Annotated in this window: 21 protein-coding genes and 1 pseudogene; 15 read left to right on the top strand and 7 right to left on the bottom strand. The window is 47.9% G+C overall.

All coding sequences use genetic code 11. The features are described 5' to 3' along the window. Positions 1–104: 104 nt before the first annotated feature. Positions 105–1,343 carry an IS21-like element ISPepr5 family transposase gene (gene istA / locus PPRO_RS18475; protein WP_011733827.1) on the top strand — a complete coding sequence of 413 codons (1,239 nt, stop codon included), beginning with the start codon at positions 105–107 and terminating at the stop codon, positions 1,341–1,343. Next, entirely contained in the window at positions 1,331–2,107 is a 777-nt protein-coding gene (gene istB, locus PPRO_RS18470; protein ID WP_011733826.1) for an IS21-like element ISPepr5 family helper ATPase IstB, read from the top strand. The genes istA and istB overlap by 13 nt, the downstream gene beginning before the upstream one ends. A 74-nt stretch (positions 2,108–2,181) precedes the next feature. On the opposite strand, the pseudogene PPRO_RS18465 reads toward istB, so the two are convergent. Next, positions 2,182–4,263: pseudogene (locus tag PPRO_RS18465) on the bottom strand (Tn3 family transposase); the annotation flags it as partial. 169 nt (positions 4,264–4,432) lie between these two features. Here PPRO_RS18465 and PPRO_RS18460 point away from each other — a divergent pair. After that, the gene (locus tag PPRO_RS18460; RefSeq protein WP_011733824.1) at positions 4,433–4,999 is read left to right on the top strand and encodes a recombinase family protein; all 567 of its coding nucleotides are present in this window, start codon (positions 4,433–4,435) and stop codon (positions 4,997–4,999) included. Between the two features lie 108 nt (positions 5,000–5,107). Here PPRO_RS18460 and PPRO_RS18455 read toward each other — a convergent pair whose 3' ends face one another. The 6 genes from PPRO_RS18455 to PPRO_RS18430 all read right to left on the bottom strand — a co-directional run bounded on the left by PPRO_RS18455 (position 5,108) and on the right by PPRO_RS18430 (position 11,209). Continuing rightward, entirely contained in the window at positions 5,108–5,809 is a 702-nt protein-coding gene (locus PPRO_RS18455; RefSeq protein ID WP_011733823.1) for an ABC transporter ATP-binding protein, read from the bottom strand. Between the two features lie 3 nt (positions 5,810–5,812). After that, the gene (locus PPRO_RS18450) at positions 5,813–7,015 is read right to left on the bottom strand and encodes an ABC transporter permease (RefSeq protein ID WP_011733822.1); all 1,203 of its coding nucleotides are present in this window, start codon (positions 7,013–7,015) and stop codon (positions 5,813–5,815) included. Next, positions 7,012–8,181: an efflux RND transporter periplasmic adaptor subunit gene (locus PPRO_RS18445; RefSeq protein ID WP_011733821.1), complete on the bottom strand. Its 1,170-nt coding sequence runs from the start codon at positions 8,179–8,181 to the stop codon at positions 7,012–7,014. The genes PPRO_RS18450 and PPRO_RS18445 overlap by 4 nt, the downstream gene beginning before the upstream one ends. 26 nt (positions 8,182–8,207) lie before the next feature. Beyond that, positions 8,208–9,467: a TolC family protein gene (locus PPRO_RS18440; RefSeq protein WP_011733820.1), complete on the bottom strand. Its 1,260-nt coding sequence runs from the start codon at positions 9,465–9,467 to the stop codon at positions 8,208–8,210. A 64-nt stretch (positions 9,468–9,531) separates the two neighbouring features. Then, positions 9,532–10,122: a TetR/AcrR family transcriptional regulator gene (locus tag PPRO_RS18435; RefSeq protein ID WP_041533005.1), complete on the bottom strand. Its 591-nt coding sequence runs from the start codon at positions 10,120–10,122 to the stop codon at positions 9,532–9,534. 97 nt (positions 10,123–10,219) lie between these two features. After that, positions 10,220–11,209, bottom strand: coding sequence for an IS1595-like element ISPepr2 family transposase (locus PPRO_RS18430; protein WP_011733818.1), 990 nt, complete (start codon positions 11,207–11,209; stop codon positions 10,220–10,222). Positions 11,210–11,572: 363 nt separating this feature from the next. On the opposite strand from PPRO_RS18430, the gene nrfH reads away from it, so the two are divergent. From nrfH to PPRO_RS18380, 12 genes are all read left to right on the top strand, one after another. After that, complete coding sequence (gene nrfH / locus PPRO_RS20455) at positions 11,573–12,031, top strand: cytochrome c nitrite reductase small subunit (protein ID WP_011733817.1); 459 nt, start codon at positions 11,573–11,575, stop codon at positions 12,029–12,031. Positions 12,032–12,207: 176 nt separating this feature from the next. Then, entirely contained in the window at positions 12,208–13,272 is a 1,065-nt protein-coding gene (locus PPRO_RS18425; protein WP_011733816.1) for an IS5-like element ISPepr6 family transposase, read from the top strand. A 24-nt stretch (positions 13,273–13,296) separates the two neighbouring features. Next, complete coding sequence (locus tag PPRO_RS18420; protein WP_011733815.1) at positions 13,297–14,838, top strand: ammonia-forming cytochrome c nitrite reductase subunit c552; 1,542 nt, start codon at positions 13,297–13,299, stop codon at positions 14,836–14,838. Positions 14,839–14,954: 116 nt separating this feature from the next. Next, positions 14,955–15,899 (top strand): 4Fe-4S binding protein, encoded by a 945-nt coding sequence (locus tag PPRO_RS18415; RefSeq protein ID WP_232286741.1) that lies wholly within the window; start codon positions 14,955–14,957, stop codon positions 15,897–15,899. Between the two features lie 18 nt (positions 15,900–15,917). Then, positions 15,918–16,484 carry an HPP family protein gene (locus PPRO_RS18410; protein ID WP_011733813.1) on the top strand — a complete coding sequence of 189 codons (567 nt, stop codon included), beginning with the start codon at positions 15,918–15,920 and terminating at the stop codon, positions 16,482–16,484. Between the two features lie 100 nt (positions 16,485–16,584). Beyond that, the gene (gene hcp / locus PPRO_RS18405; protein ID WP_198138383.1) at positions 16,585–18,180 is read left to right on the top strand and encodes a hydroxylamine reductase; all 1,596 of its coding nucleotides are present in this window, start codon (positions 16,585–16,587) and stop codon (positions 18,178–18,180) included. Between the two features lie 192 nt (positions 18,181–18,372). Beyond that, positions 18,373–18,810, top strand: coding sequence for a PAS domain-containing protein (locus PPRO_RS18400; RefSeq protein WP_011733811.1), 438 nt, complete (start codon positions 18,373–18,375; stop codon positions 18,808–18,810). 60 nt (positions 18,811–18,870) lie between these two features. Then, positions 18,871–19,578 carry an iron-sulfur cluster repair di-iron protein gene (gene ric / locus PPRO_RS18395; RefSeq protein ID WP_011733810.1) on the top strand — a complete coding sequence of 236 codons (708 nt, stop codon included), beginning with the start codon at positions 18,871–18,873 and terminating at the stop codon, positions 19,576–19,578. A 56-nt stretch (positions 19,579–19,634) separates the two neighbouring features. After that, on the top strand, positions 19,635–20,843 hold the full coding sequence (locus PPRO_RS18390) for an anaerobic nitric oxide reductase flavorubredoxin (protein WP_011733809.1): 1,209 nt from the start codon (positions 19,635–19,637) through the stop codon (positions 20,841–20,843). Positions 20,844–20,901: 58 nt separating this feature from the next. Then, positions 20,902–21,537 carry a DUF6448 family protein gene (locus PPRO_RS18385; RefSeq protein WP_011733808.1) on the top strand — a complete coding sequence of 212 codons (636 nt, stop codon included), beginning with the start codon at positions 20,902–20,904 and terminating at the stop codon, positions 21,535–21,537. A gap of 77 nt (positions 21,538–21,614) precedes the next feature. Continuing rightward, positions 21,615–21,809, top strand: a complete 195-nt coding sequence (locus PPRO_RS20450; protein ID WP_011733807.1) for a ferredoxin — start codon at positions 21,615–21,617, stop codon at positions 21,807–21,809. Between the two features lie 31 nt (positions 21,810–21,840). After that, a complete protein-coding gene (locus tag PPRO_RS18380) occupies positions 21,841–22,065 on the top strand; it encodes an antibiotic biosynthesis monooxygenase family protein (RefSeq protein WP_011733806.1) in 225 nt (74 codons plus the stop codon). Positions 22,066–22,173: the final 108 nt, after the last annotated feature.

Below are 22,173 nucleotides of genomic sequence, written 5' to 3'. Positions count from 1 at the left end.
TGCAATAATGTCCCAAAAGCGGTAACGAAAAGTGTACCACCCTGGAAGCAGTGGTATCCCTTCTTATGAAAGGAGGGGTGCCCATGATTTCCACGGAGGTAGTTATGGACATAGCCGCACTCAAACGCTCCGGCCACAGTATCCGATGGATCGCACGCAAGCTGGGCATTCATCGCAAGACTGTGAAGAAGTATCTCGAAAGCAACTCTTTCCCCGCATATCACCGGAAAGACACCAAACCATCCATCCTTGAACCGTATCACCAGATCATCCGGGATTTTCTCGATGAGGATGAATATCAGGCCACCTGGATACTCACCCGCATCAAAAGGATGGGGTATTCCGGCAGTTACGATACCCTCAAGGTATTCGTCCGCTCCATCAAGGAACAGAAGCGTCGCATTGCTTATCAGCGCTTCGAAACGGAGCCCGGTCTCCAGGCCCAGGTTGACTGGGGAGATTTCAAGGTGGTCGATTCCACGGGAAAGACCACACCCCTTTACGCCTTCGTAATGGTCCTGGGATTTTCCCGGGCCATGTACGTCGAATTCGTTGAACGATGCACCCTGGAGGCGTTCATGGACTGTCACCTCCGGGCATTTCGCCACCTCAAGGGCGTTCCCGCCGAAATCCTCTACGACAACATGAAGCAGGTCGTCGTGGGCCGGGAGAATGGCCGGCCGGTGTTCAACACCGAATTCCTCCATTTTGCCAGGCACTACGGTTTTACGCCCCGCCTCTGCCCTCCCTACAGCCCCTGGGTAAAGGGAAAGGTCGAACGCCCCATGCACTATGTGCGGGAAAGCTTCTGGCGGGGGTATGGATTCCATTCTCTGGAAGAGACCAATCAGGATGTTGCTGCCTGGATCGCGGAGACCGCCCACCAGCGTATCCACGGTACCCACCGTCAGCAGGTTCAGGCTCGCTGGGAGCAGGAACAGCCCTGCCTGGGAGCGCTACCGCCCTCCGAGTACGACACATCCCTCAAGTATTTTCGCAAGGTCTATAAGGACTGCCTGCTCTCCTTTGGCGGCAACCGCTACTACGTTCCCTACCAGGCCGCGGGGAGAAAGGTCCTTTTGAAGGTCAAGGCCAGCGTCATTCGGATCTATCACGATGACGAACTGCTGGCCCTGTACCAGATTCCGGAGATCAACGGGCAGACCATCGGCATTCCTGACAAACCGCCACCCCGGACTCCCCGGCAGACCCCGCGCTATGGTCAGGACCGGGGGATGGCCACCCGTGGTCTCACGACCGGAACGCTCTACCCCGAAGTCTACCGTCGCCCTCTGGAAGAGTATGACCGCTACGCCGCCGGAGGTGCCCCATGGAACAGCTGACCTATGAGCGCCTCCAGGACAACCTGAAACGGCTGAAGCTCTTCAAGGCGGTGGAAATCCTTGACGATGTCGCCACCATCACCCAGAGCGATGGGAGCTCTCACCTTGCCTTTCTTGACCGACTCCTGGAGGAAGAAGTGGCGGCAAAGGACAAGCGCCGCGTGGATACCGCCATGAAGATAGCCGGTCTTCCCATGGCCAAGACCATCGAGGAGTACGACTTCACCTTCCACCCCCATCTGGACAAGAAAGCGGTGATGGAACTCTTCGATCTGACCTTTCTGGCCAAACACGAAAATGTCATCTTCCTGGGACCGCCGGGAGTGGGTAAGACCCACCTCGCCATCGCCCTGGCAATCAAGGCCTGCTATCACGGCTTCAAGGTTTACTTCACCACCATGCACACCCTGATCGCCAAGCTGAAGGAGAGTCAGGCCAAGGGAAAGGCCTATCTCAACTCAAGCCTGGTGATCGTCGATGAAGTTGGCTACCTGCCGGTCAACAATCAGGAAGCCTACCTCTTCTTCCAGTTCATCTCCTACCGCTACGAGAAAAGCTCGACCATCATCACCTCCAACAAGAGCTTCTCCGATTGGCAGGAACTCTTCGGAGACCAGGTCATTGCTTCGGCCATCCTGGACCGACTGCTTCACCACAGCAAGGTGGTCAACATCAAAGGGCACAGCTACCGGTTACAGGGACATGCCTTCGCCAAGCAACTCTCTCAGAAAGGAGGTGAATCCATTTCAACAACACCTGATTGAGGCGCTTCTCCAACCAGCAGGGTGGTACACTTTTCAATTCCCGAAACTGGTACACTTTTACGTCCCCATTGACAGCCGGTGCGTTCAGCATGCCCACCGGCCTTGAATCGCTGTCCGTCTGAAGATGATGTCGTGCCATCTCCCCAATTCGCAGAAAAAGGATGCCGGTTCTGTTTGTTTACCAAATCTGCCAAGGCAGCTGAATACGTTTCATCACGGATATACCAGGCTTGAAGCCATGAAAGCTTCTGGTAGGTGGTGCCGGGGCAAGACTCAACCATTTTGCTGAGCCCGAGGTTGATTGCATCAGCCAGAATCGTCGTCAGTAGCAAGGTTTTGTCTTTGGCCTCGCTACCACTTTTTACGTGAGAGAAATGGCGGGTAAAGCCGGTCCAATCATCCACCTCCTGTAATAGTTCGGTAATCTTGACGTGCGGCAATAGTTCATATGCCTGTCTCATCAAGCTGTTTGCCTCTTCCGGAACTGCATTTGTCAGAGGTGAAATCCGCAAGCCAGAATTGCCGATGGTTGCCTCCGGAAGTTCGTCATTTGCGGCCAATTGGTTTACCGTTTCCAGTTTTTGTGTCAGTAGTTGCATCCGGCTATTAAGGTAACGTTCACAATCACAGTCAATAGCCAAACCCAGGCTTTCAGCTTTTTTAAGCTCCGAATATCTGTCCGCAGGCAGCAGGTATTCATTGAAATCTTTGAACTGACTGGAACCATGTACCCAGACATCCCCAGAACGAAGGGAGTTCTTCAGTTCAGATAGTAAGCAGAGTTCATAATATCGCCTATTCACACCTTCATCCGTAAACACCAACGGCTTCCAACGCTTACGAACAAAGCCTGTGGGAGCGTCATCCGGTATTTTACGCATGTTGGCAGCATTTAACCGCTTTAGTGTTTCAATGGCTTCGAGTATTTCTCTGGCTGCAGGAGTTGAACTCAGTTGGAGCGTTTCCAGAAAAACCGGTGCATAGCGACGAATCTGAGAGTAGTGGTCGCCGACCAGGTGCAGGTAATCGAAATCCTCTGGCTGGGAAAGTGATTGGGCTTCAGTAATGCTTTTAGCAAACGTGTCCCAAGGAATAATATTTTCAATGGCGGCGAAAGGATCTGAGCCGTTCTGTTTAGCCTGAATCAATGCTTGCCCAATCCTCCAGAGCAATCTGACTTTGTCATTGATTTCTTTGCCGGATTGCTGGAATTGCTGTTCATGACTGCGTTTGGCTCGGCTGAATAAACTGCCGATAATACGATCGTTCAATTCGATGATTTCATCGGTAATGGTTGCTTGCAGTTCCAGAACAAGGGCTGTGAGTGTTGCGTAGCGGCGGTTCTGTTCAAACTTCCCCAGATCTGCTGGGGTCATTTGCCGGCCTTCCCTGGCAATTTTCAATAACCGGTTCTGGTGGATTACTTTTTCCAACCCATCTGGCAAACCAAGTTCACGTGTTGCTTGCAAACGCTCAATATGTTCAAGGATATGCCGAGCCTTGGCTGATCCCGTCGGCTGTCGCAGCCATGACAGCATGGTTACTTTCGATTCGGGCTTGAGGCTCAGTAGTGTGTCGAGATTTTGGAGTTGTGCCTTGGAAAGTTGCTCTGTGAGAGCAGCATAAATTCGCCGTGTTGATTTAGTAATGGCCTCGGCACAGATACGTTCTATGACATTAATTGTAGGCAAAAGGATGGACTGGCCACGCAAATACCGCATAAGCGCCTCAACAAGCACAATTCCCTTGTCAGTTTGCCAGGCGATAGATTCAAGGCTTTCTACAGCTACTGGATAGTCTTCAGTGCCAAAAGTTTTAAATTTAAAAACAGTCTGCAATTCTACAAGATGTTCTCGTCTTGTCTGGAAACGCTGGCCATATTCTTTCCATTTGTCGGTTGACTCGTTAAGTTGTCTTGCAACGAATTTCAAAAGTGCGGTATGGGGGATTTCATCTGTACCGAGAATTATTCCTGGGTATCTCATGTAACAAAGCTGGACGGCAAAACCAATCCTATTTGCAGCTCCTCGGTGCTGCCGGATAATGGTGAGGTCGGATTCGCTGAAGAAATAATGCTGAATCAAATCCTCTTTACTGTCTGGAGGCACCAGTAGGTTTTCTCGTTCTGAGTCGGTGAGAATCGAGCGGCGAGGCATAGAGACTCCTTATCGAAAACGTTCGTTTATGATAATCACTTTTTTTAGTTAGTCTGAATACATAAATTCAATGTGTTACAATTATCAAAAACCATTCTTGAAATACTATTCTCGTTTTGTTATCGTTGCAACGAATTTTGAGAATCTTGGCACTATTGGAGGCAGATCAATGTTAGTTGGTTATGCTCGTGTTTCAACCCTGGATCAAAACTTGGATTTGCAGCTTAGTGCGCTCACCCAAGCAGGATGCGGTAAAATATATGAAGACCAAATAAGTGGAACTCGTGCCGAGCGCCCAGGCTTAACACTGACGTTGGAGGTGTTGCGGGATGGTGACACGCTTGTCGTGTGGAAGCTCGATCGCTTAGGGCGAAGCGTCAAGGGGTTGATCGATCTCATCACCGAACTGGAGAAACGGGGAGTTAATTTCAAGAGTCTCACAGACAGCATTGATACCGGCACTCCGTCTGGACGTTTTTTCTTCCATGTGATGGCGAGTCTGGCGCAAATGGAGCGAGAGCTGATCGTTGAACGAACCAGAGCTGGATTAGTTGCCGCACGCAAAAATGGGAGAATTGGAGGACGTAAGCGTAAGATGACAGACAGCAAGATTGAATCTGCAAAGAAGCTCTTATCCTCTGGCGTTACCCCAAAAGAGGTCGCAGATAATCTTGGTATATCAATTCCTACGCTCTATCGTTGGATACCAGCATCATCAAACCACCAACTATCTTGATATATGTCCCCGTAGCATCGATTTCAAGGTCTTGATTGTCTTACAGAAGAATACATTTTTGTAGGGGGTACTCAATAATACGTGCATTATCAATCGCTATGCGCGTATTCAAATATCTCCATTTTTGTGTTCGCCTATAATGCGACCATCACTTACCTGGAAAATCCTGTCAAACCCCTCCACCATTCTGTGGTCATGGGTAACGACCAGAATTGCCGAATGGTTTTCAACAGCCAGGAGCTTAAGAAGGGCCATGACATTTTTCCCATTTTCAGTGTCTAGGGCAGCAGTTGGTTCATCGGCAAGGATTACTTTTGGCTTGTTGGCCAATGCCCGCGCAATGGCAACTCGCTGAGATTCCCCACCGGAAAGGGCTGACGGGTAATTGTTGAGTCGGTGCCCGAGATTGAGCGCATCCAGGAGCTCAGCGGAACGTTTTTGGGCCTCTTTGCGTCCCACCCCATTGATCTGCAGTGCTACCATCACGTTTTCCACAGCAGTCAGAAACGGGATCAGGTTGTGGGCCTGGAAGATAAATCCGAGTTTTTCACGGCGCATCCGTTTCAGGTCAATGCCGTTTTGCCATCCGGAATCGGCTACGGTTGTGCCGTCTATGACCACCTTGCCGCGTGTCGGCTCGTTAATCAGGCCAATACAGGTTAGAATAGTAGTCTTGCCAGAACCTGAAGGACCGAGGAAGGCGACCAACTCCCCAGGTTTGACCTGAAAGTTTGCATCTGATATGGCGGTTACCGCTGTTTCGCCTTTACCATATATTTTTGTGAGTTTTTCCACTTCTATCGCATACATAATTTAACCACCCAACGCTTCTGCCGGTTCGACACTAAGCGCCTTCCGTATGCCTACAAAGCTCGAAATCGTGCATATTGCTATGACAATGATAAAAAGCGATTGCAGGTCCAATGTTTCAAGAACGACCCGGCGAGGAAATTTTTCACTGGTTATCAGGATAAGCACATAACCGATACCGTAGGCAAGAATCCCCATCAACAATGACTGCTGAAGAATCATGCCAACTATTACCCGGTTCTGAGAGCCGATAAGTTTCAGCGTGGCAATGACCCTGATCTTGTCGAGGGTCGAGGTATAGATGATCAGGGAGATGATAACAGACGAAATGATAAGAAGTATGATGCTGAAAAGCCCTAATTGCATCCTGGCTTTTTCTATCATGCCTTTGGACAGTATTTTGGTTTGTTCTTCGTCGGAGATGGCTCGATAATGATTCCATCGCGATACCCGCTCCTGCACCTCTTTCAAATCCTTGCCGGGAGAGAGTTTTGCTATAACCGTATTTATCGTGTGGGTAGATTCGGTCACGTCAACGATGCTCTGTTTCATCAGCCGATTTTGAATCGGTGAAAGTGTCTTGTTTCCGTTCACTTGTGAGCCTATTTTTTCGCGGTTGTTACGTGTGGCATTATTGTCTTGCTTGAACTGAATTTCCTGCGCATCTGCAAGACTCACATATGCAACCGGATCGCCTCCTGAGGAAACGATCTTCCCGGTAATGCCGACCACTGTGTAGTCATGAATCCCCAGGTGTATTTTTTCACCGAGCGCCATCTTCATCGCTTCGGCAACAACCATTTCGTAATGTTTCTGGCGGATATCACGTCCTGCAATGATTTCCGGCGGCCCGCCAAAGCTGTTCAAGTCGTATCCCATCAAAAAAAAGCGAAACGGTTTGGCATTACGTTCTATCTGAATAGTCTGAAATGCGAGCGGGGCTACCTGCAACACTCCCGGAATAGCGGCGATACGGTATTTGATCTCCTCAGGAATGCGCGAACTCTCGGCAAAGGGACCATTAGTGCCCTGCTGAACAACCCAGATATCCGCCTTGTTAACATTGAGGATTGACAGCGAGTCTGCTATCAAACCACGATAGATCCCCCCCATACTTATGACCACTCCCAGGAGAAGGCCCAAGCCAATAGAGGTCAGAATAAATCTACCGAGGTTATATCTTATGTCCCGGATGGCGAGATTCATTGCAATCGTACCTTCTGTCCGTTACGAAATTTGGACATCACTGGTTGAGGGGCTACTACAATATTATCGTTAACATCAAGGCCACTTATAATCTCCGTAAAATTATTAGTATCTTCGATTCCGATAACAACTGGCTTAAACCTCAGCCTGCCGTTCTCTATTATCCAAACACCGCGTGTATTTTCCCTGGTTATCAGCGCGACTGATTGTAGAGAAGGTGCCGATGTTTTTGTTTCAGTAATAATGTAGACATCTGCTTGCTCCCCCAGCCTGAAATTGTTTAACGGAGGTGTAAAAGCCACATCCACCTCCAGCTCCTCAGTAACACGATCGCTCTGTCGTCCAATACGAGCCACTTGTCCGGGATATTGCCGCCCCGGAGATGAGCGTAGAGATATGACGGCTCTCTTGCCGACAGCTACGCCTTTTAACTGCGATTCGTCCACATTCGCCTTGACCCAGACGGTTTTAGGGTCAGCAAGACTGAAAACAACTTGGCCGGGTACCACAGTTGCACCCTTTTCCAGATCTCGCGTGATAATTACCCCGTCGTAAGGAGCATAGATCCGGGTATCAGCTGCTTTGCTCCGCGCAAAACCCAAGCTGGCCCTGTTACCTGTTTGTTCCATTCGGACCGATTCCAGCGACGCAGAGCAGCGAGCCACCTCTTCTTTGGCAATCTGCCAGATGTTGTCATACTGTTCGGCCTCAAGCCTGGAGACCATGTTTTGATCCGCAAGTTTTTTAAAACGCCCGGCATTTTTTTCAGCCAGGGTCAGATTTGCCAGAGCCTTCTGGAGGTTGGCCTTTTCTACATTCAGGTTTGCCGCTGACTTATTGACTCCAGCCTCTGCCTGGTGTTGTTGCTGGATAAGATCATCGCTTTCAAGGGTGGCGAGCAGTTGACCACTTTTGACATGATCGCCCTGATCAGCATACAGTTCAACAATCCGGCCGGTGATCTTACTGGAAACCCCTACCAGCACTTTGGCCTCCACTGTGCCATTTCCATAGACCTGTGCTGTCAGATCGCGCTTTACCAGCTTTACGGCCAGCACCTTTGGCGGAGCCAGCAGTGTCAGCTTAAGAAGGATGACCACGGACAAAACAATTAATGCCCAGATCCACATTTTTTTCTTCTGTATTATTTTCTTGATCAGTTCCATCACTGAACTCCTTGAGTTGCTGCTAGCTATTCTTTGCCGATTGCCCTGTGAAGCCTGGCTACCGCAATGTGATAATCATAAATCGCCTGGATTTTTGATGTATCGGCATCAAGTGATTGTGATTGTGCATCGGTTACCTCAATTATGTTGCCAATCCCTTCCTGATAACGTCCCATGGCCAGAGACCGATTCTCTCGAGCGGCAATCACTTCCTTTTCAGTTGATGAAATTCGTGCCGTAGCCTCTCTGATACTGAACCAGGCGGTTTCAACGTCTTTTGCGATCTGCAACTTCAGGTTGTTGTGTTGCGCTTCGACTCCGCGCAGTGCGGCCACGGCCTCTTTTGTCTGCGCAACAGTTGAAAAACCGGAGAATATCGGAATGGTCAGATTCAATCCTATCGCCCAGACATTTCCACCGGGAGGGAAGTCCCTGTCTGCATAGCCAGCACTGGCTGTACCGGTTAACAGAGGGAGATATCCACTTTTTGCTGCTTTCAATGAGGCTGCTGCCGAGTTTTTCAAGGCTGTTTGGCGTTTCAGCTCAGCCCTGTTGTTTAAAGCTTCGTTCTGGGCAAAGGCACGATCCGGCACAGCCCCGATTGCAGTTGAAGGTTCAGCAAGAATGCATTTATTTAAAGAGGGGATCCCGATGGAGTTGGAAAGTTCGACCCAGGCGATATCCCTGTTATTCTCTGCCCGTATTAAAGCAGTCCTGGCCGCGTACAGATTTGCCTCGGCCCTTGTGACTTCTACCTTAGCCCTGATACCTTGGCTAAAAAACTCCTGGGCCTGCCTGAAAACCGCTTCCCTGGCTTCAACGGTTTCCTTTACTGCAACGACCTGCTTTTCTGCAGCAAGTAAAAGATAGTATGCGGATCTTACCCGGAATGCCAGATCCTGACGCGTTACAGCAACTGTTTCCGAAGCTGCAATGTCAGCCTCGTGTGCCGCTTCAACCGCATTTGCTGTCCGGCCGAAGTCATAGATGGTTTGCTTGAGGTAAACCGCCTCAGAATGCACTTTTGTAGATTTTATACTTTCCGTTGGCGTCAGGAACGTCCGCCCTTTGTTCCAGTCAGCTGCAATACTGACCTGTGGATAGTAAGAGGCTTTTGCCTGAAGGGTTCGGGCCTCAGCACCATGAAGATATTCTCTGGCTTCCATCAATTGAGGGTGATTTTTCAGGGCAGTTTCCAGAGCGTCATCAAGCGTCAGAATGTTCGCGGCGTAAAGAGCATGAGGTAAAAACAGAATCGTCAACAGGAGCAGCAAATATACTTTCATGGTTACCCACCTTTATTCCAGAAGCATTTTATGTGAATATAAATTCACATAAAAGTCAAAAAAATCAGCTTACGAGGTGCAAGAAATTTTCCCAGAGTTTTTTGGCTTCATCCCTGATATCAAATGATGAGCCTCCGATAGTCCAGCGCAGCGCAGTGAATTGGATCATCCCCAGAAACGTCAGAGCAGTTTCCCTTGGAGAAAGGTCCTGTTTCAGTTCACCTTCCGCAATTCCCGCTGCGATGAGCCCGGAAATCGTCTCCACATAGCTTCCAATGCTCAAAGCAAGAGTCTCTGCCACCAAACGGTGGCCAAGATGTGTATCCTCAGAGAACACAAAACGAGGAATACCGGGCTGTTCAGCTATAATCGACATATGTGAGAAAAAGATAAGCTCCAGTTTATTCAACGGGTTCCGGCTTCCAGCAGCGATTACAGCAGCTTTCCCCATAACCGCCCTCCTTATGTATTCCGCGAGTGCGGTAAAAACATCATCCTTGCCACTGAAGTGCCTGTAAATATTGGCCTCACTCATTCCGGCCATTTTTGCTAGGGCTGAAATTGTAAGCGATCTCACACCCTTTTTGCCTACAATATCAAATGCCGCCTGGATAATTTCTTCTTTTCGTACACGTGTACTTTTCTTTTCGAGCATGACCACCTCATGTGAACTGTTATTCACATGATGACCATATTTAAAAATCTAGTCAAGATAAATATTTCGGAAAAAGATCCAATTATTTTCGGAACTATCACCGAAAAGCAGGTCTTGGTGTAAAGATCCCACCAGCATGTGTTCTTCGGAGTTGAGTTCCAACTGCATACTGGAGCAGTGATCGAAGTTGCTCAAGTATCGGCTTTGCTTTGTAGATAATCTTTTTCGTGCCGTTTTTTGATACTTCTCTTGCCGGGTAACGATGGTTCCAGCGGAATACCACCTCGCTGATGTACCGCTGAGTGTGCATTTTGCTCAGGAAGTGAAATACACCCTGCTTAGCCCGTTCAAGAATGGCATTGAATGATTCAGCCGTGTTGTTGTGGACGTCTCCGTTTGCGTATTCCTTGTTGCCATGATTCACGGATGAGTGGCTGGCATAGTCTTCGGCAATCATCTGATAGACGGAAAGCTGGTCTGTCATAAGATCGGCTGATGTATCAACAAACCGGTTAACCTTGGGAGCCAGTTCTGAGTAACTATCGTTTGCTACAACGCTTGCCCGTACATGACCATCACGGCTTGCGGCAACGAATACACATGATTTTGCAGTGCCTTTGCCGCGCTTGTGTTTGACGTCTTTTTGGTAGCGGGGTTTGCCGCCAAGATATTTCTCGTCAAGTTCAACGATCCCGGCAAGGCCAGGCATTGCATCTGCCTGTGAGGCCATGAGTGCCCGAACGGCATGGCCCACCTTCCAGGCTGTTTTCTGGGAAGTGCCGATCCACTTAGCAAGGAAAATGGATGAAATACCCTTGCTGGAGTTGATCATGAAATACATGGCCATAAACCATGTCCTCAGCGGTAACTTGGTGCTATGCAGCGGAGTCTTGGTGGTGACTGTGAATTGCTTGCTACAGGAAGCACATTCATATAGTTCAAACCGCTTGCTCTCTGCCAATATGCTCCAGGACTTTATACCTCCGCAGTGAGGGCAGATACGGCCAGTTGGCCAAATCATCTGCTCCAGGTAGCGATGGCAGGTTTCCTCATCGGGAAACTGTTTGCGAAACTCTTGAATATTCATGGCATGCCCTCCTTATGAGAGCATGTTACAACAGGCATAAGACAGATTAAGTCATCATGGCCTTTTTATTGGTGATAGTTCCGATTATTTTAAAAGTAGTATCCGCTCTAACTAAATTTTACATAAGATAATTTTTAGATTATTTATCTGCAATTGATCTAGATCAAAATAATCATAAGCTTCTGCTGTATAATACATAAAGTGCATTGTCACTGATCCATAACCTTCTTTTCTCGAATCTTCGACATAATAAGTTTGAATGATTTTCAGAGGTTAATATTTGTTCGTGTGACCATGATCTCTCCTCATCTGAAAATATTGAGGATTACCGGTAATAAAATGTCAAAACATCAGGTGAAAAGAATGCGATTACTGAAATCCAAATACACTATCATCACAATAATCATTTTTTCCGGGCTAGCGGTTTTTGCCTTCCTGCTTTTAGGACCGCCACAACTATTAGCAAAATCAGAATCCCCAACTTTCTGTGCCAGCTGTCATGTCATGGAGGAACAACACTCAGCCTGGAGTCATGCCGGCGCTCATAGGCGTATTCGTTGTGTTGACTGTCATCTGCCGAATAGTAATACACTGTTACACTATGTCTGGAAATCGATAGACGGCATGAAAGATGTACTCTCATTTCATTCAGGGATGGTACCTGAGCGGATAACCCTGTCAGGTCATGGTGCAAAGGTTGTTCAGAGCAATTGCATCAGATGTCACGCTGAAACGGTTTCGCAAATGGATACAACACGGCAGTGTTGGGGCTGTCATCGACAGTTACGTCATCGCCTTACTGGGACGGTTGCTACTCGATAATCAACAATTAATCTCAAGTAGAGGAGAATATTATGAATTTGTTTAAAAGCTTTACCATTGTAGTACTCCTGGCGGCGTTAACGATCAGTTACCAGGTCTTTGAAAAACAAATAGAGAAAAGCCCCGATTTGTGGTAGTGTTTTGCGCATAACTCACCGTTATTACTGGAGAAAGTTATGCGCGGCTCTGCTGAATCAAATGGTCCTCTGTTCGTCTATGTCACCACAGAGCAGTTCGTTTCCAAGAACCACCCGCTTCGCTCGCTGAAGCCCCTGGTGGATACGGCTCTTTCAAAGCTCGACCGTGAATTCGATTCCCTGTACTCATCTACCGGTAGACCGTCCATACCGCCTGAATACCTGCTGAGAGGACTGGTGCTTCAGTTCGTGTACTCGGTCCGCAGTCATGTCGCCCTTATGGACCGTATCAATTCCGACATGGCCTTCCGCTGGTTCATTGGTCTTTCAATCGACGACAAGGTCTGGGACCAGAGCGTATTCTCCTGCAATCAGGACCGCCTGATCCGGGCAGATATCGGTTCTCGGTTTCTGGAAGAGGTCAAGAGCCAGGCCGAGAAGAGGGGGCTGCTCTCCAACGACCACTTCTCCGTTGACGGCACCCTGCTTGAGTCGCTGGCTTCCATCAAGAGCTTCCGCCGCAAGGATGGCAGCGATGACGACAAGCCTGCCGGCGATTTCAAGGGAGAGAAATTTTCCAACAAGACGCACCAGTCAAAAACCGACCCGGACGCCCGGCTCTACAAGAAGAGCAAGGGAGCATCCGCCAAGCTCTGTGTCATGGGGCATGCCATGACCGAAAACGATAATGGCTTTGTCACCCAGATTGAGGCAACCCACGCCGATGGCAAGGCTGAGCGTCGTGCTGCCAAGAAGATGACGAAGCGTCAGAAGGGCAACCGGAACAAGCGTATCACCGTGGCTGCCGATAAGGCATATGACACTTCCGACTTTGTTCAGGACATGCGAGAAATCAACGTCACCCCGCATGTTGCCAGCAAGAAGAAGGGATCGGCGATAGATGGCCGCACCACCCGGCATGCCAGCTACCGGCAAAGCCTGAAGGATCGGAAGAAGATCGAAGAATTCTTCGGCTGGGCCAAGGTCATTGCTGGATTCCGTAAGCTCAGGCATGTCGGGCTTGAGAAGATCAAATTCTACTTCAGTCTGGCCGCTGGATGTTTCAATCTGGTCAAGCTCAGAAATCTCATTGCCCAAGCGTAGGAGCGATGCGCCCGAACTGCCAAAATGGCATGCAAAAAGGGCAAAAACGAACCAGATAACGAGCCAAAGAGCAGAAAAAGCGACCTGAAAAGCCATCAATCCTTCCCAGACAACTCGAGAAAAACGCCAAGGAAGAAGGCAGGGAGAAAATCGGGGAGTTTTTCAAAGGTCTGTTACGGTTGTGCCCCAAAGAAAGCAGAATCTGTGAAAACTGCTGAGATAGCCGATGGGACGATTGATCCAGCCCAATGGGGAAAGGTCTATCCGGTGGAATACGACCTCTGGAAAAAAACCGGTGAACCAACCCCTGCAGGCAAAAGCAGATATAAGCGTGGATACGATGTAGGAGAAGAACGGCCCGATAAACTCGATGAATACCCTTTTCTCGCGCTACTCTACAATGGTTGGGCCTTTGGATCGGAATACAAGGAGCCGCGGGGACATCTCCACATGATACAGGATCAACTGGATGTTGACCCGGGACGGTACAAGGCTGGTGGGTCCTGCTTGACCTGTAAAACTCCATATGCTCCACTTTTGCAAAAAGAAATGGGTAAGAATTACTTCTCCATGGAATACAAGGAAGTACTTAGTAAGATTCCCAAAGAACACCAGACACTCGGAGTAGCCTGTATCGACTGCCACAACAACAAGGATATGTCACTGCGAATCTCTCGCGGGTTTACCCTCGGTAAGGCACTGGATAAGCTCGGCGTCGATCAGTCCAAGTTGACCCACCAGGACAAGAGGACTCTGGTTTGCGCTCAGTGTCACGTTACCTACAATATTCCCAAGGATGCAGAAATGAAGTCCACCGATGTCGTCTTTCCGTGGGATGGAAGCAAATGGGGTAATATAACTATTGAGAACATCATCAAAAAAGTTCGTAGCAATCCCGAAAATGGCGAGTGGACCCAGAGTGTCACAGGATTTAAGCTCGGCTTTGTTCGTCATCCTGAGTTTGAACTATTCTCCAACAACAGTGTCCACTGGCAAGCCGGTGTCGCCTGTTCTGACTGCCACATGCCTTACACCAAGGTGGGAAGCAGGAAAGTGTCTGACCACCGGATCATGAGCCCATTAAAGAACGATCTGAAAGCTTGCCAGCAGTGTCATACAGAATCGCCCGAATGGTTGAGAAGCCAAATATTCGCCATCCAGGATCGGTCTATGTCCCAATTTATCCGCTCTGGCTACTCAACAGCAACCGTGGCAAAACTGTTCGAGATGGCCAACAAGGCCCAGGCCGCTGGTAAACAGATCGACAAAGAGCTCTATGCCCAGGCTAAAAACCATTATGAAGAAGCCTTTTACCGGGTTGCATTCATTGGTGCCGAAAATTCAACCGGTTTCCATAACCCCAGCGAGGCGATGCGCATCCTTAGTGACGCCGGCAACCACGCTGGCAAAGCCGAGGCTTTGCTTCGGCAGGCACTAACAAAAGTTGGAGTTACTGTCCCAATCAAGATCGATCTGGAATTAACCAAGTACACAAACAATCGGGGCACAAAAAAGCTTATGTTCAAGCCAAAACATGAAATCAAGGATCCTTATGCAGAAAAGTAGGTATAAAAATCCTGAGTTCCTGAGTGAATCAGCCACTCAGGAACTGCCTAAGAGAGAAAAGTTTGTTTTCAATGCAATCCGTAAGTAACATACGTACAATTGTACAGTGTTGTTTTATGTTTTGGGTGATCGGCATCGGCATCCGTTTTGGTTTGTTTGTCAACTCGGTTGAAAGCGGCGCAGCCGCTCCATTGGTTTCCCGTCCGCCGGGCGTAGAAGGATTCTTGCCAATCGGAGCCTTGACCAGTCTTAAGTATTGGCTGCTCTCCGGAACAGTTCATCCGGTCCATCCTGCGGCACTGGTTATCTTCCTGGCGATTCTGCTGATGAGCCTGCTTGCCAAGAAATCGTTCTGCTCCTGGCTTTGTCCTGTCGGCACGATATCAGAAGGCGCACAAAAGCTGGGGAGAAGCTTGTTTGGCCGTAATTTCAGAATCTGGCGCTGGCTTGACTTGTTGTTACGAGGCATCAAGTACCTGTTACTGCTGTTATTCATCAAGTTCATCCTGCTGGACATGTCGATCGACGCGCTGGCAGAATTCCTTGATGCTCCCTACTGGGCGGTCAGTGATGTAAAGATGCTACATTTCTTCACACGCATGTCTATAACTACAATGCTGGTTCTGGCTAGCCTGGCTATATTGTCGCTGCTTTACAAGATGTTCTGGTGCCGGTATCTATGCCCTTATGGAGCATTGTTGGGCTTGGCAAGTTACATAAGTCCTTTCAAAATAAGACGTAATATTTCTGGTTGTACAGGTTGTAAGCGATGCTCTGCTGTGTGTCCATCAGATCTGCCGGTTCATTCCTGTAAAACAGTCTCATCTCCGGAGTGTACAGGGTGTCTCTCCTGTGTGGCGAACTGCCCGGAGCAAAATGTGCTCGCCATGCAGCCGTTTTTTTGGAACAAGCCCTTAAGTAAGTGGATTTTTCCTTTAGTATTGGTGTTTATTTTTATGACTGTAATCGTGGCAGGAATGCTTGGTGGCAACTGGTATACATCGTTGCGTTTTACCGATTATCAGCAGCTTATTCCGCTTGTGCCGTATCTAAGGCATTGAATCGGGATCGATAATTACATGAAAAGGCGTATTGCGACATTTATAAAGAATGACCTTGCTATTAATAAAAGGCTGGCCAGATTGCCTCAGAATTGTCGGGCACCAATTCTTGGGGCTAGGCCACAAATGTCTCTGCGTTATGCCATTTGGAGTTTTATTAGTGCTACAGTCGGTATCTTGGCAATTTGCGAAGTAACGATAATGGTCGGCCATCCCTTGCTGATCGGCTCTTTCGGAGCTTCAGCGGTTCTTCTCTTTGGTGCCACTGAATCGCCGCTGTCGCAGCCGCGTAATCTGGTTGGAGGTCATCTTGTCTCCGCTGTGGTGGCTGTGATTATCGTTGCCATTTTCGGGTCTACGCCATTGAGTATGGCAATTAGTGTCGGTCTGGCCATTTTTGTAATGAATCTGACACACACTACGCATCCGCCAGGTGGAGCCACCGCTCTTATCGGTGTGCAGAGTGCCGTTGGCCCCGAGTATATCCTTTTGCCGGTATTGGCAGGAGCCCTGATCCTTCTGGCTACGGCAATCATTACTAATAACCTGGTTTATCACCGTTCCTATCCCGAGCATTGGCTATAAATAGTATTCAATATCAATTTAAGCAGATTGTGGTAAAGTAAATTGTGCGACAATTCGGTTATACAAAACACCACACAAAAGGGGGAAATTACAAATGAGCATGCTTTGTAATCAATGCGAGCAAACAGCAAACGGAACCGGTTGTAATATTTCCGGTGTTTGTGGCAAGAAACCTGATGTTGCAGCATTACAGGATCATTTGATCTATGGTCTGAAGAGTCTGGCTTTGTATGCTAATAAGGCTGGCCGCAATGCTGAAATAGATCGATTTACTATTGAGGGCCTATTTACAACAGTAACCAATGTGGATTTTGAACCAACCCGGATAGGTGGCTTGATTAAGCGTTGCTATGAACTGAAAGAAAAAGCCAAAACACTCTCTGGTGTTACTATCGATGGAACTGTAGCAAGCTGGAAACCGGCTGAAGATCTGCCTGGCATGATAGCCCAGGGTGAGCAGCATGGAATAAATACCCAGCATATCAACGAAGACATTCGTTCCGTGATTGAAATCCTCATCTATGGTCTTAAGGGAATGGCCGCTTATATGGATCACGCCATGATCCTTGGCAGAAGTGATGACGAAGTCATGGCATTTTTTCAAAAGGCGTTAGCAGCAACAACCGATTCCAGCCTGGGACTGATGGACTTCGTTGGCCTGGCAATGGAATGTGGTAAACAGAACCTAGCCGTTATGGGACTTCTCAATGCTGCCCATACAGATACTTACGGGCATCCTGTTCCAACTCCTGTGCAACTTGGCACTAAAGCCGGCAAAGCCATACTTGTCTCAGGTCATGACCTTAAGATGCTAGAAGAATTACTGAAGCAAACCGATGGTAAAGGCATCAATGTCTATACCCATGGTGAAATGCTTCCTGCCCACGGCTATCCAGGGCTAAAAAAATACAGCCATCTTGTTGGCAATTTCGGCGGAGCTTGGCAAGACCAGGCTAAAGAATTCGTAAATTTCCCCGGAGCAATAATCTTCAACACAAACTGCATCCAAAGGCCGTCCGATTCTTATACTGATCGACTATTTACCTGGGGATTGGTAGCATGGCCTGGTATCAAGCATATTGATGGATGGGACTTCTCTGCAGTTATCAACAAAGCTCTTGAGTGCCCGGCATTACCGGAAAATCCTGGCCAGGAAATCCTGACTGGTTTTGGTCATAATGCCGTACTGGGAGTAGCTGATAAAGTCATAGCTGCTGTGAAAGCCGGGCAAATCAGGCACTTTTTCTTGGTAGGTGGCTGCGATGGGGCAAAATCCGGGCGCAACTATTACACCGAGTTTGCCGAAAAAGCTCCAAAGGATACTGTCATTCTGACGTTGGCTTGTGGAAAGTATCGTTTTAATAAGCTCGAATTCGGTGACATCGGCGGCATTCCTCGACTATTAGACGTCGGTCAATGCAACGACGCCTATTCTGCCATCCAGATCGCCGTTGCTCTGGCTGACGCCTTTAAGTGTGGAGTCAATGACCTTCCACTCTCCATGGTACTGTCTTGGTACGAGCAGAAAGCGGTTGTCATTCTCCTGACCCTGCTGCATCTTGGCATCAAAAATATCAAGATTGGCCCGTCACTACCTGCATTCATAACACCTAATGTCCTTAACTTCCTGGTTGAGAACTTCAACATAGGGCCTATTACAACTGTAGAGGCAGACATGAAAGCAATGTTGGGTTAGCAGAAAAACAACAAATCAATATTCAGCAACAAACGCTCCGTGGCTTACCGCGGAGCGTTTGTTATTTATGGTGTCCAAACTTTAAGTAAATCCGACTATTTTGAGTTAAATTGATATGGGTCAATATGAATCCTGTGGCTTTGCTGTATATTTTAAACAAGAAATATTTAAAACAGGTTTTCTGGAGGTGATATGGACATTTACCTGGAGAAGTTGATCAACGATGCTCCGGAAGCGATTCTCATATCAGATAAAGAAGGCGTTATCACTTTCTGGAACAGCGGGGCAGAGCGTCTCTTCGGTCACACTGTAACCGAGGCACTCGGACAATCGCTGGACCTAATCATTCCGGAAAACCTGAGGGGAAGGCACTGGGATGGTTACTGGCGGGTAATGGCAACAGGGGAGACAAAATACAAAACAGGGCTGTTATCCTCACCTGGAGTCAAAAAGGACGGCAGTCGTGTCTCTCTGGAATTCAGCATGATTTTGCTGCGTGACGAAAAGAATAATATTCAAGGATGTGCTGCAATTATGCGTGATGTGACAGAAAGATGGAATAAAGAAAAAGAGCTGAAGGAAAAGTTATCCATTTGCCTGGCAAAATGTGCTGACCATGACTCAAAGTAAGCGATACCTTTTCAAATTACAGACGATGCATGGCATTGCAAAACCTTACGGGAGATAATCATGAAAGTAACCTCGAATAGCAGTGTTGGAGAAATAGTCGCAGCTGATTTCAGGACCGCCAAGGTTTTCGAAAAACACGGTATTGATTTTTGCTGCGGTGGCCAGGTCTCTCTTGCAGCATCATGCACTGAAAAAGGAATAGATCAGAAAATAATTGAGGAAGAACTGGAGTCAATCAAAAACCAGCCGGTGGAACGCAGTCAGAACTATACGGCCTGGGCACTGCCTTTTCTGGCCGACTATATTGTCAACACCCACCATGCCTATCTTAACGAAAACATGGAGCAGATCGCAGCTTATGCCAATAAAATAGCAGGAGTACATGGCGGCCATCATCCCGAGTTATATGAAATAGCTTCCATATTTGGAAAAATAGTAACTGACATGGTACCGCATCTTAAGGAGGAGGAAGAAATTCTTTTTCCGGCTATAAAACGGATTGAGGCCGGCAAAATAGCAGGGCTTACAAAGGAAACAAAAGATTTGGAATTGATCAGGCTGTCGCTTGAAAAACTGCAAAAGGAACACGAAGCGATTGGTGACGCAGTCCATGCCATACGTCACCTGGCAAAAGGTTATGCAATACCGGATGATGTTTGCAATACCTTCAGAATTACCTATCAGAAGCTGGAGGAGTTCGAGGATGATCTCCATAAACATGTCCATCTTGAAAACAATATCCTCTTTTTGAAGGCGGCACAGCTCTGAAATGCCAGTTTCTGGTTATTAAATCCGTAACAAAATTTTATTAGGAGGGACTTGTCATGAGTGTTCCGATCAAAAACAATATATCGTGGGTTGGCAAGGTGGATTGGGAATTACGCAAGTTCCATGGTGAAGAGTATTCTACGCATAGAGGCTCCTCCTACAATTCCTATCTGGTCCGCGAAGAAAAGACTGCACTTATCGAAACGGTCTGGGCTCCCTTTGCCAAGGAGTTTGTCCAGAATCTGCAAAAAGAAATCGATTTGAATATAATTGATTACGTTATCGTAAATCATGGAGAGATAGACCATAGCGGTGCCTTACCGGAACTTATGCGTCTTATTCCGGATACTCCCATCTACTGCACTGCCAATGCGGTTAAGTCCCTGAAGGGACAATACCATCAGGATTGGAACTTCAAGGTGGTAAAGACCGGTGACCGGCTAAGCCTGGGAAGCAAAGAGCTGATCTTTATCGAAGCACCGATGCTGCACTGGCCGGACAGCATGTTCTGTTATCTGACTGGAGATAATGTTCTCTTCAGCACGGATGCCTTTGGACAGCATTACGCAACCGAAAAGCTCTTTAACGACCTTGTTGACCAGCCGGAATTATTACAGGAGTGCATCAAGTATTACTCCAACATCCTTACGCCTTTCAGCTCGTTTGTTGACAGGAAAATCAAGGAATTCGTCAGTCTGAATCTGCCGCTGGACATGATCTGCACAAGTCATGGCGTTATCTGGCGTGACAATCCTTTGCAGATCGTTACCAAATACCTGGAGTGGTCTGCCAGCTATCAGGAAAACCAGATCACCATTATTTATGACTCCATGTGGGATGCAACCAGGAAAATGGCAGAGGCCATCGCGCATGGCATTACAGAGGAAGATCCCGATGTGCTGGTCAAGATCTACAATGCCTCGCGTGCCGACAAAAATGACATCATCACGGAAGTGTTCAGATCAAAGGCAATACTGGTCGGTTCGCCGACAATCAACAAGGGTATTCTTTCCGCAATTGCCGGAATCCTTGAGGAAATCAGGGGATTGGGGTTCAAGAATAAAACCGCAGCAGCATTCGGTGCCTATGGCTGGAGTGGCGAGTCAGTTAAGATGATAACAGAAAGACTCAAAGATGGTGGTTTTACAGTCACCAATGATGGACTGAAGCTGCTCTGGAATCCTGATGAAGACGGTATTTCAGGTTGCCGTGCTTTTGGTAGCGAATTTGCCCGGACAGTGGTTAAGTTACCCCCAAACAGCTGAGGCAAACCGATTTTGCGGTAAATTTAGAACAACATAATCACAACAGGAGGTAGTCAGGATGAAACGTATCAACATATTTGCTGGGCTCATGGTGGTTTCTGTTGCTTGCTTTGGTTTGCTGTTCTCCCCGCGGTTTGTAGCCGCCCATTGCGACACAATGGATGGCCCGGTTGTTCAGGATGCCCGAAAGGCTCTTGTGTCCAAAGATGTCACACCAGTCCTCAAGTGGGTACAGCTCAAGGACGAGAAAGGTGTGAAAGCTGCCTTTAAAAAAGCACTCACCGAGCAAGGTAAGAAGCAGCAGCAAGTTGCAGAGAAGAAGTTTTTCGAATCCCTTGTAAAAGTTCATCGTGCAGGTGAAGGTGCCCCCTTTACAGGACTGAAGCCTGCAGGCGAAGTTGAGCCGGTTATAGTAGAGGCGGATAAATCGTTGACTGTGGGTTCTCCCGACGGACTGATAAAGATAGTTAGCGATATGGTCAATCAAGGCGTTCGCCAGAGATACGAGAAGGTCGCTGAAGCCCTCAAGCACAAAGACGAAAGCGTACAGAAGGGGCGTGAATATGTGGCGGCTTACATAGAATATACACATTACGTGGAGCGCCTGCAGATGGATGCAGAGCGGCATGCGGCGCATAACGCAGAGGCCGCTCCCAAAAAGCATGCGCCCCCGAAACATGAGCATGGACATTGATCTTGCTCTAAGCAATCATATGGTGAACATTAATTTGAAAGCTAAAAAATCATATCCACATTCAAATGGAGATAAAAATGGCAAAAATAGCATGGGTTGATAAGCCTGAATGCATTAGTTGCGGACTATGTGTTGGCAACCTTCCCGATGTCTTCCGCTTTGACGATAGCGGCAAGGCGGAATGTTTTGATTCCTTTGCGGCTACTGAGGATAAAATCCAATCCGAAGCCATCGAAACATGTCCTGTATCGTGTATCCATTGGCAAGAGTGATGTTGAAATTGTAGTCAGAGGAGATATTGCCATGTTTGTAGTCATTATCAATTTCCCACCAATTAAAGAAGGAAAAGATGCCGAATTCAGAGAGTGGTTTGCAGAGACAAACAAGGTATTTGGAAACTTCACTGGATTTATAGGACGACGCCTTTTAAAGCCCACTAAAAGCGGCAATTATGCAGCTATTGTGGAGCATGAAAGCCAGGAAAGCTTCATGGCCATGCATGAGAGCCCGGCTCACAATAAGGCCTAAACCCAACATTCGTGCAACCAAGCGCAAAGTAGCACTAAATATTCTTTACAACATAACGGTATTACTTACTTATTCCTCGCCAGTGCATACATTTTTTGCTGAAGGTTA

This window comes from Pelobacter propionicus DSM 2379, assembly GCF_000015045.1.
Classification (GTDB): Bacteria; Desulfobacterota; Desulfuromonadia; order Geobacterales; family Pseudopelobacteraceae; genus Pseudopelobacter; species Pseudopelobacter propionicus.
The sequence above is the reverse complement of the archived record's forward strand: the minus strand, read 5'-3'. Positions and strand labels throughout refer to the sequence as shown.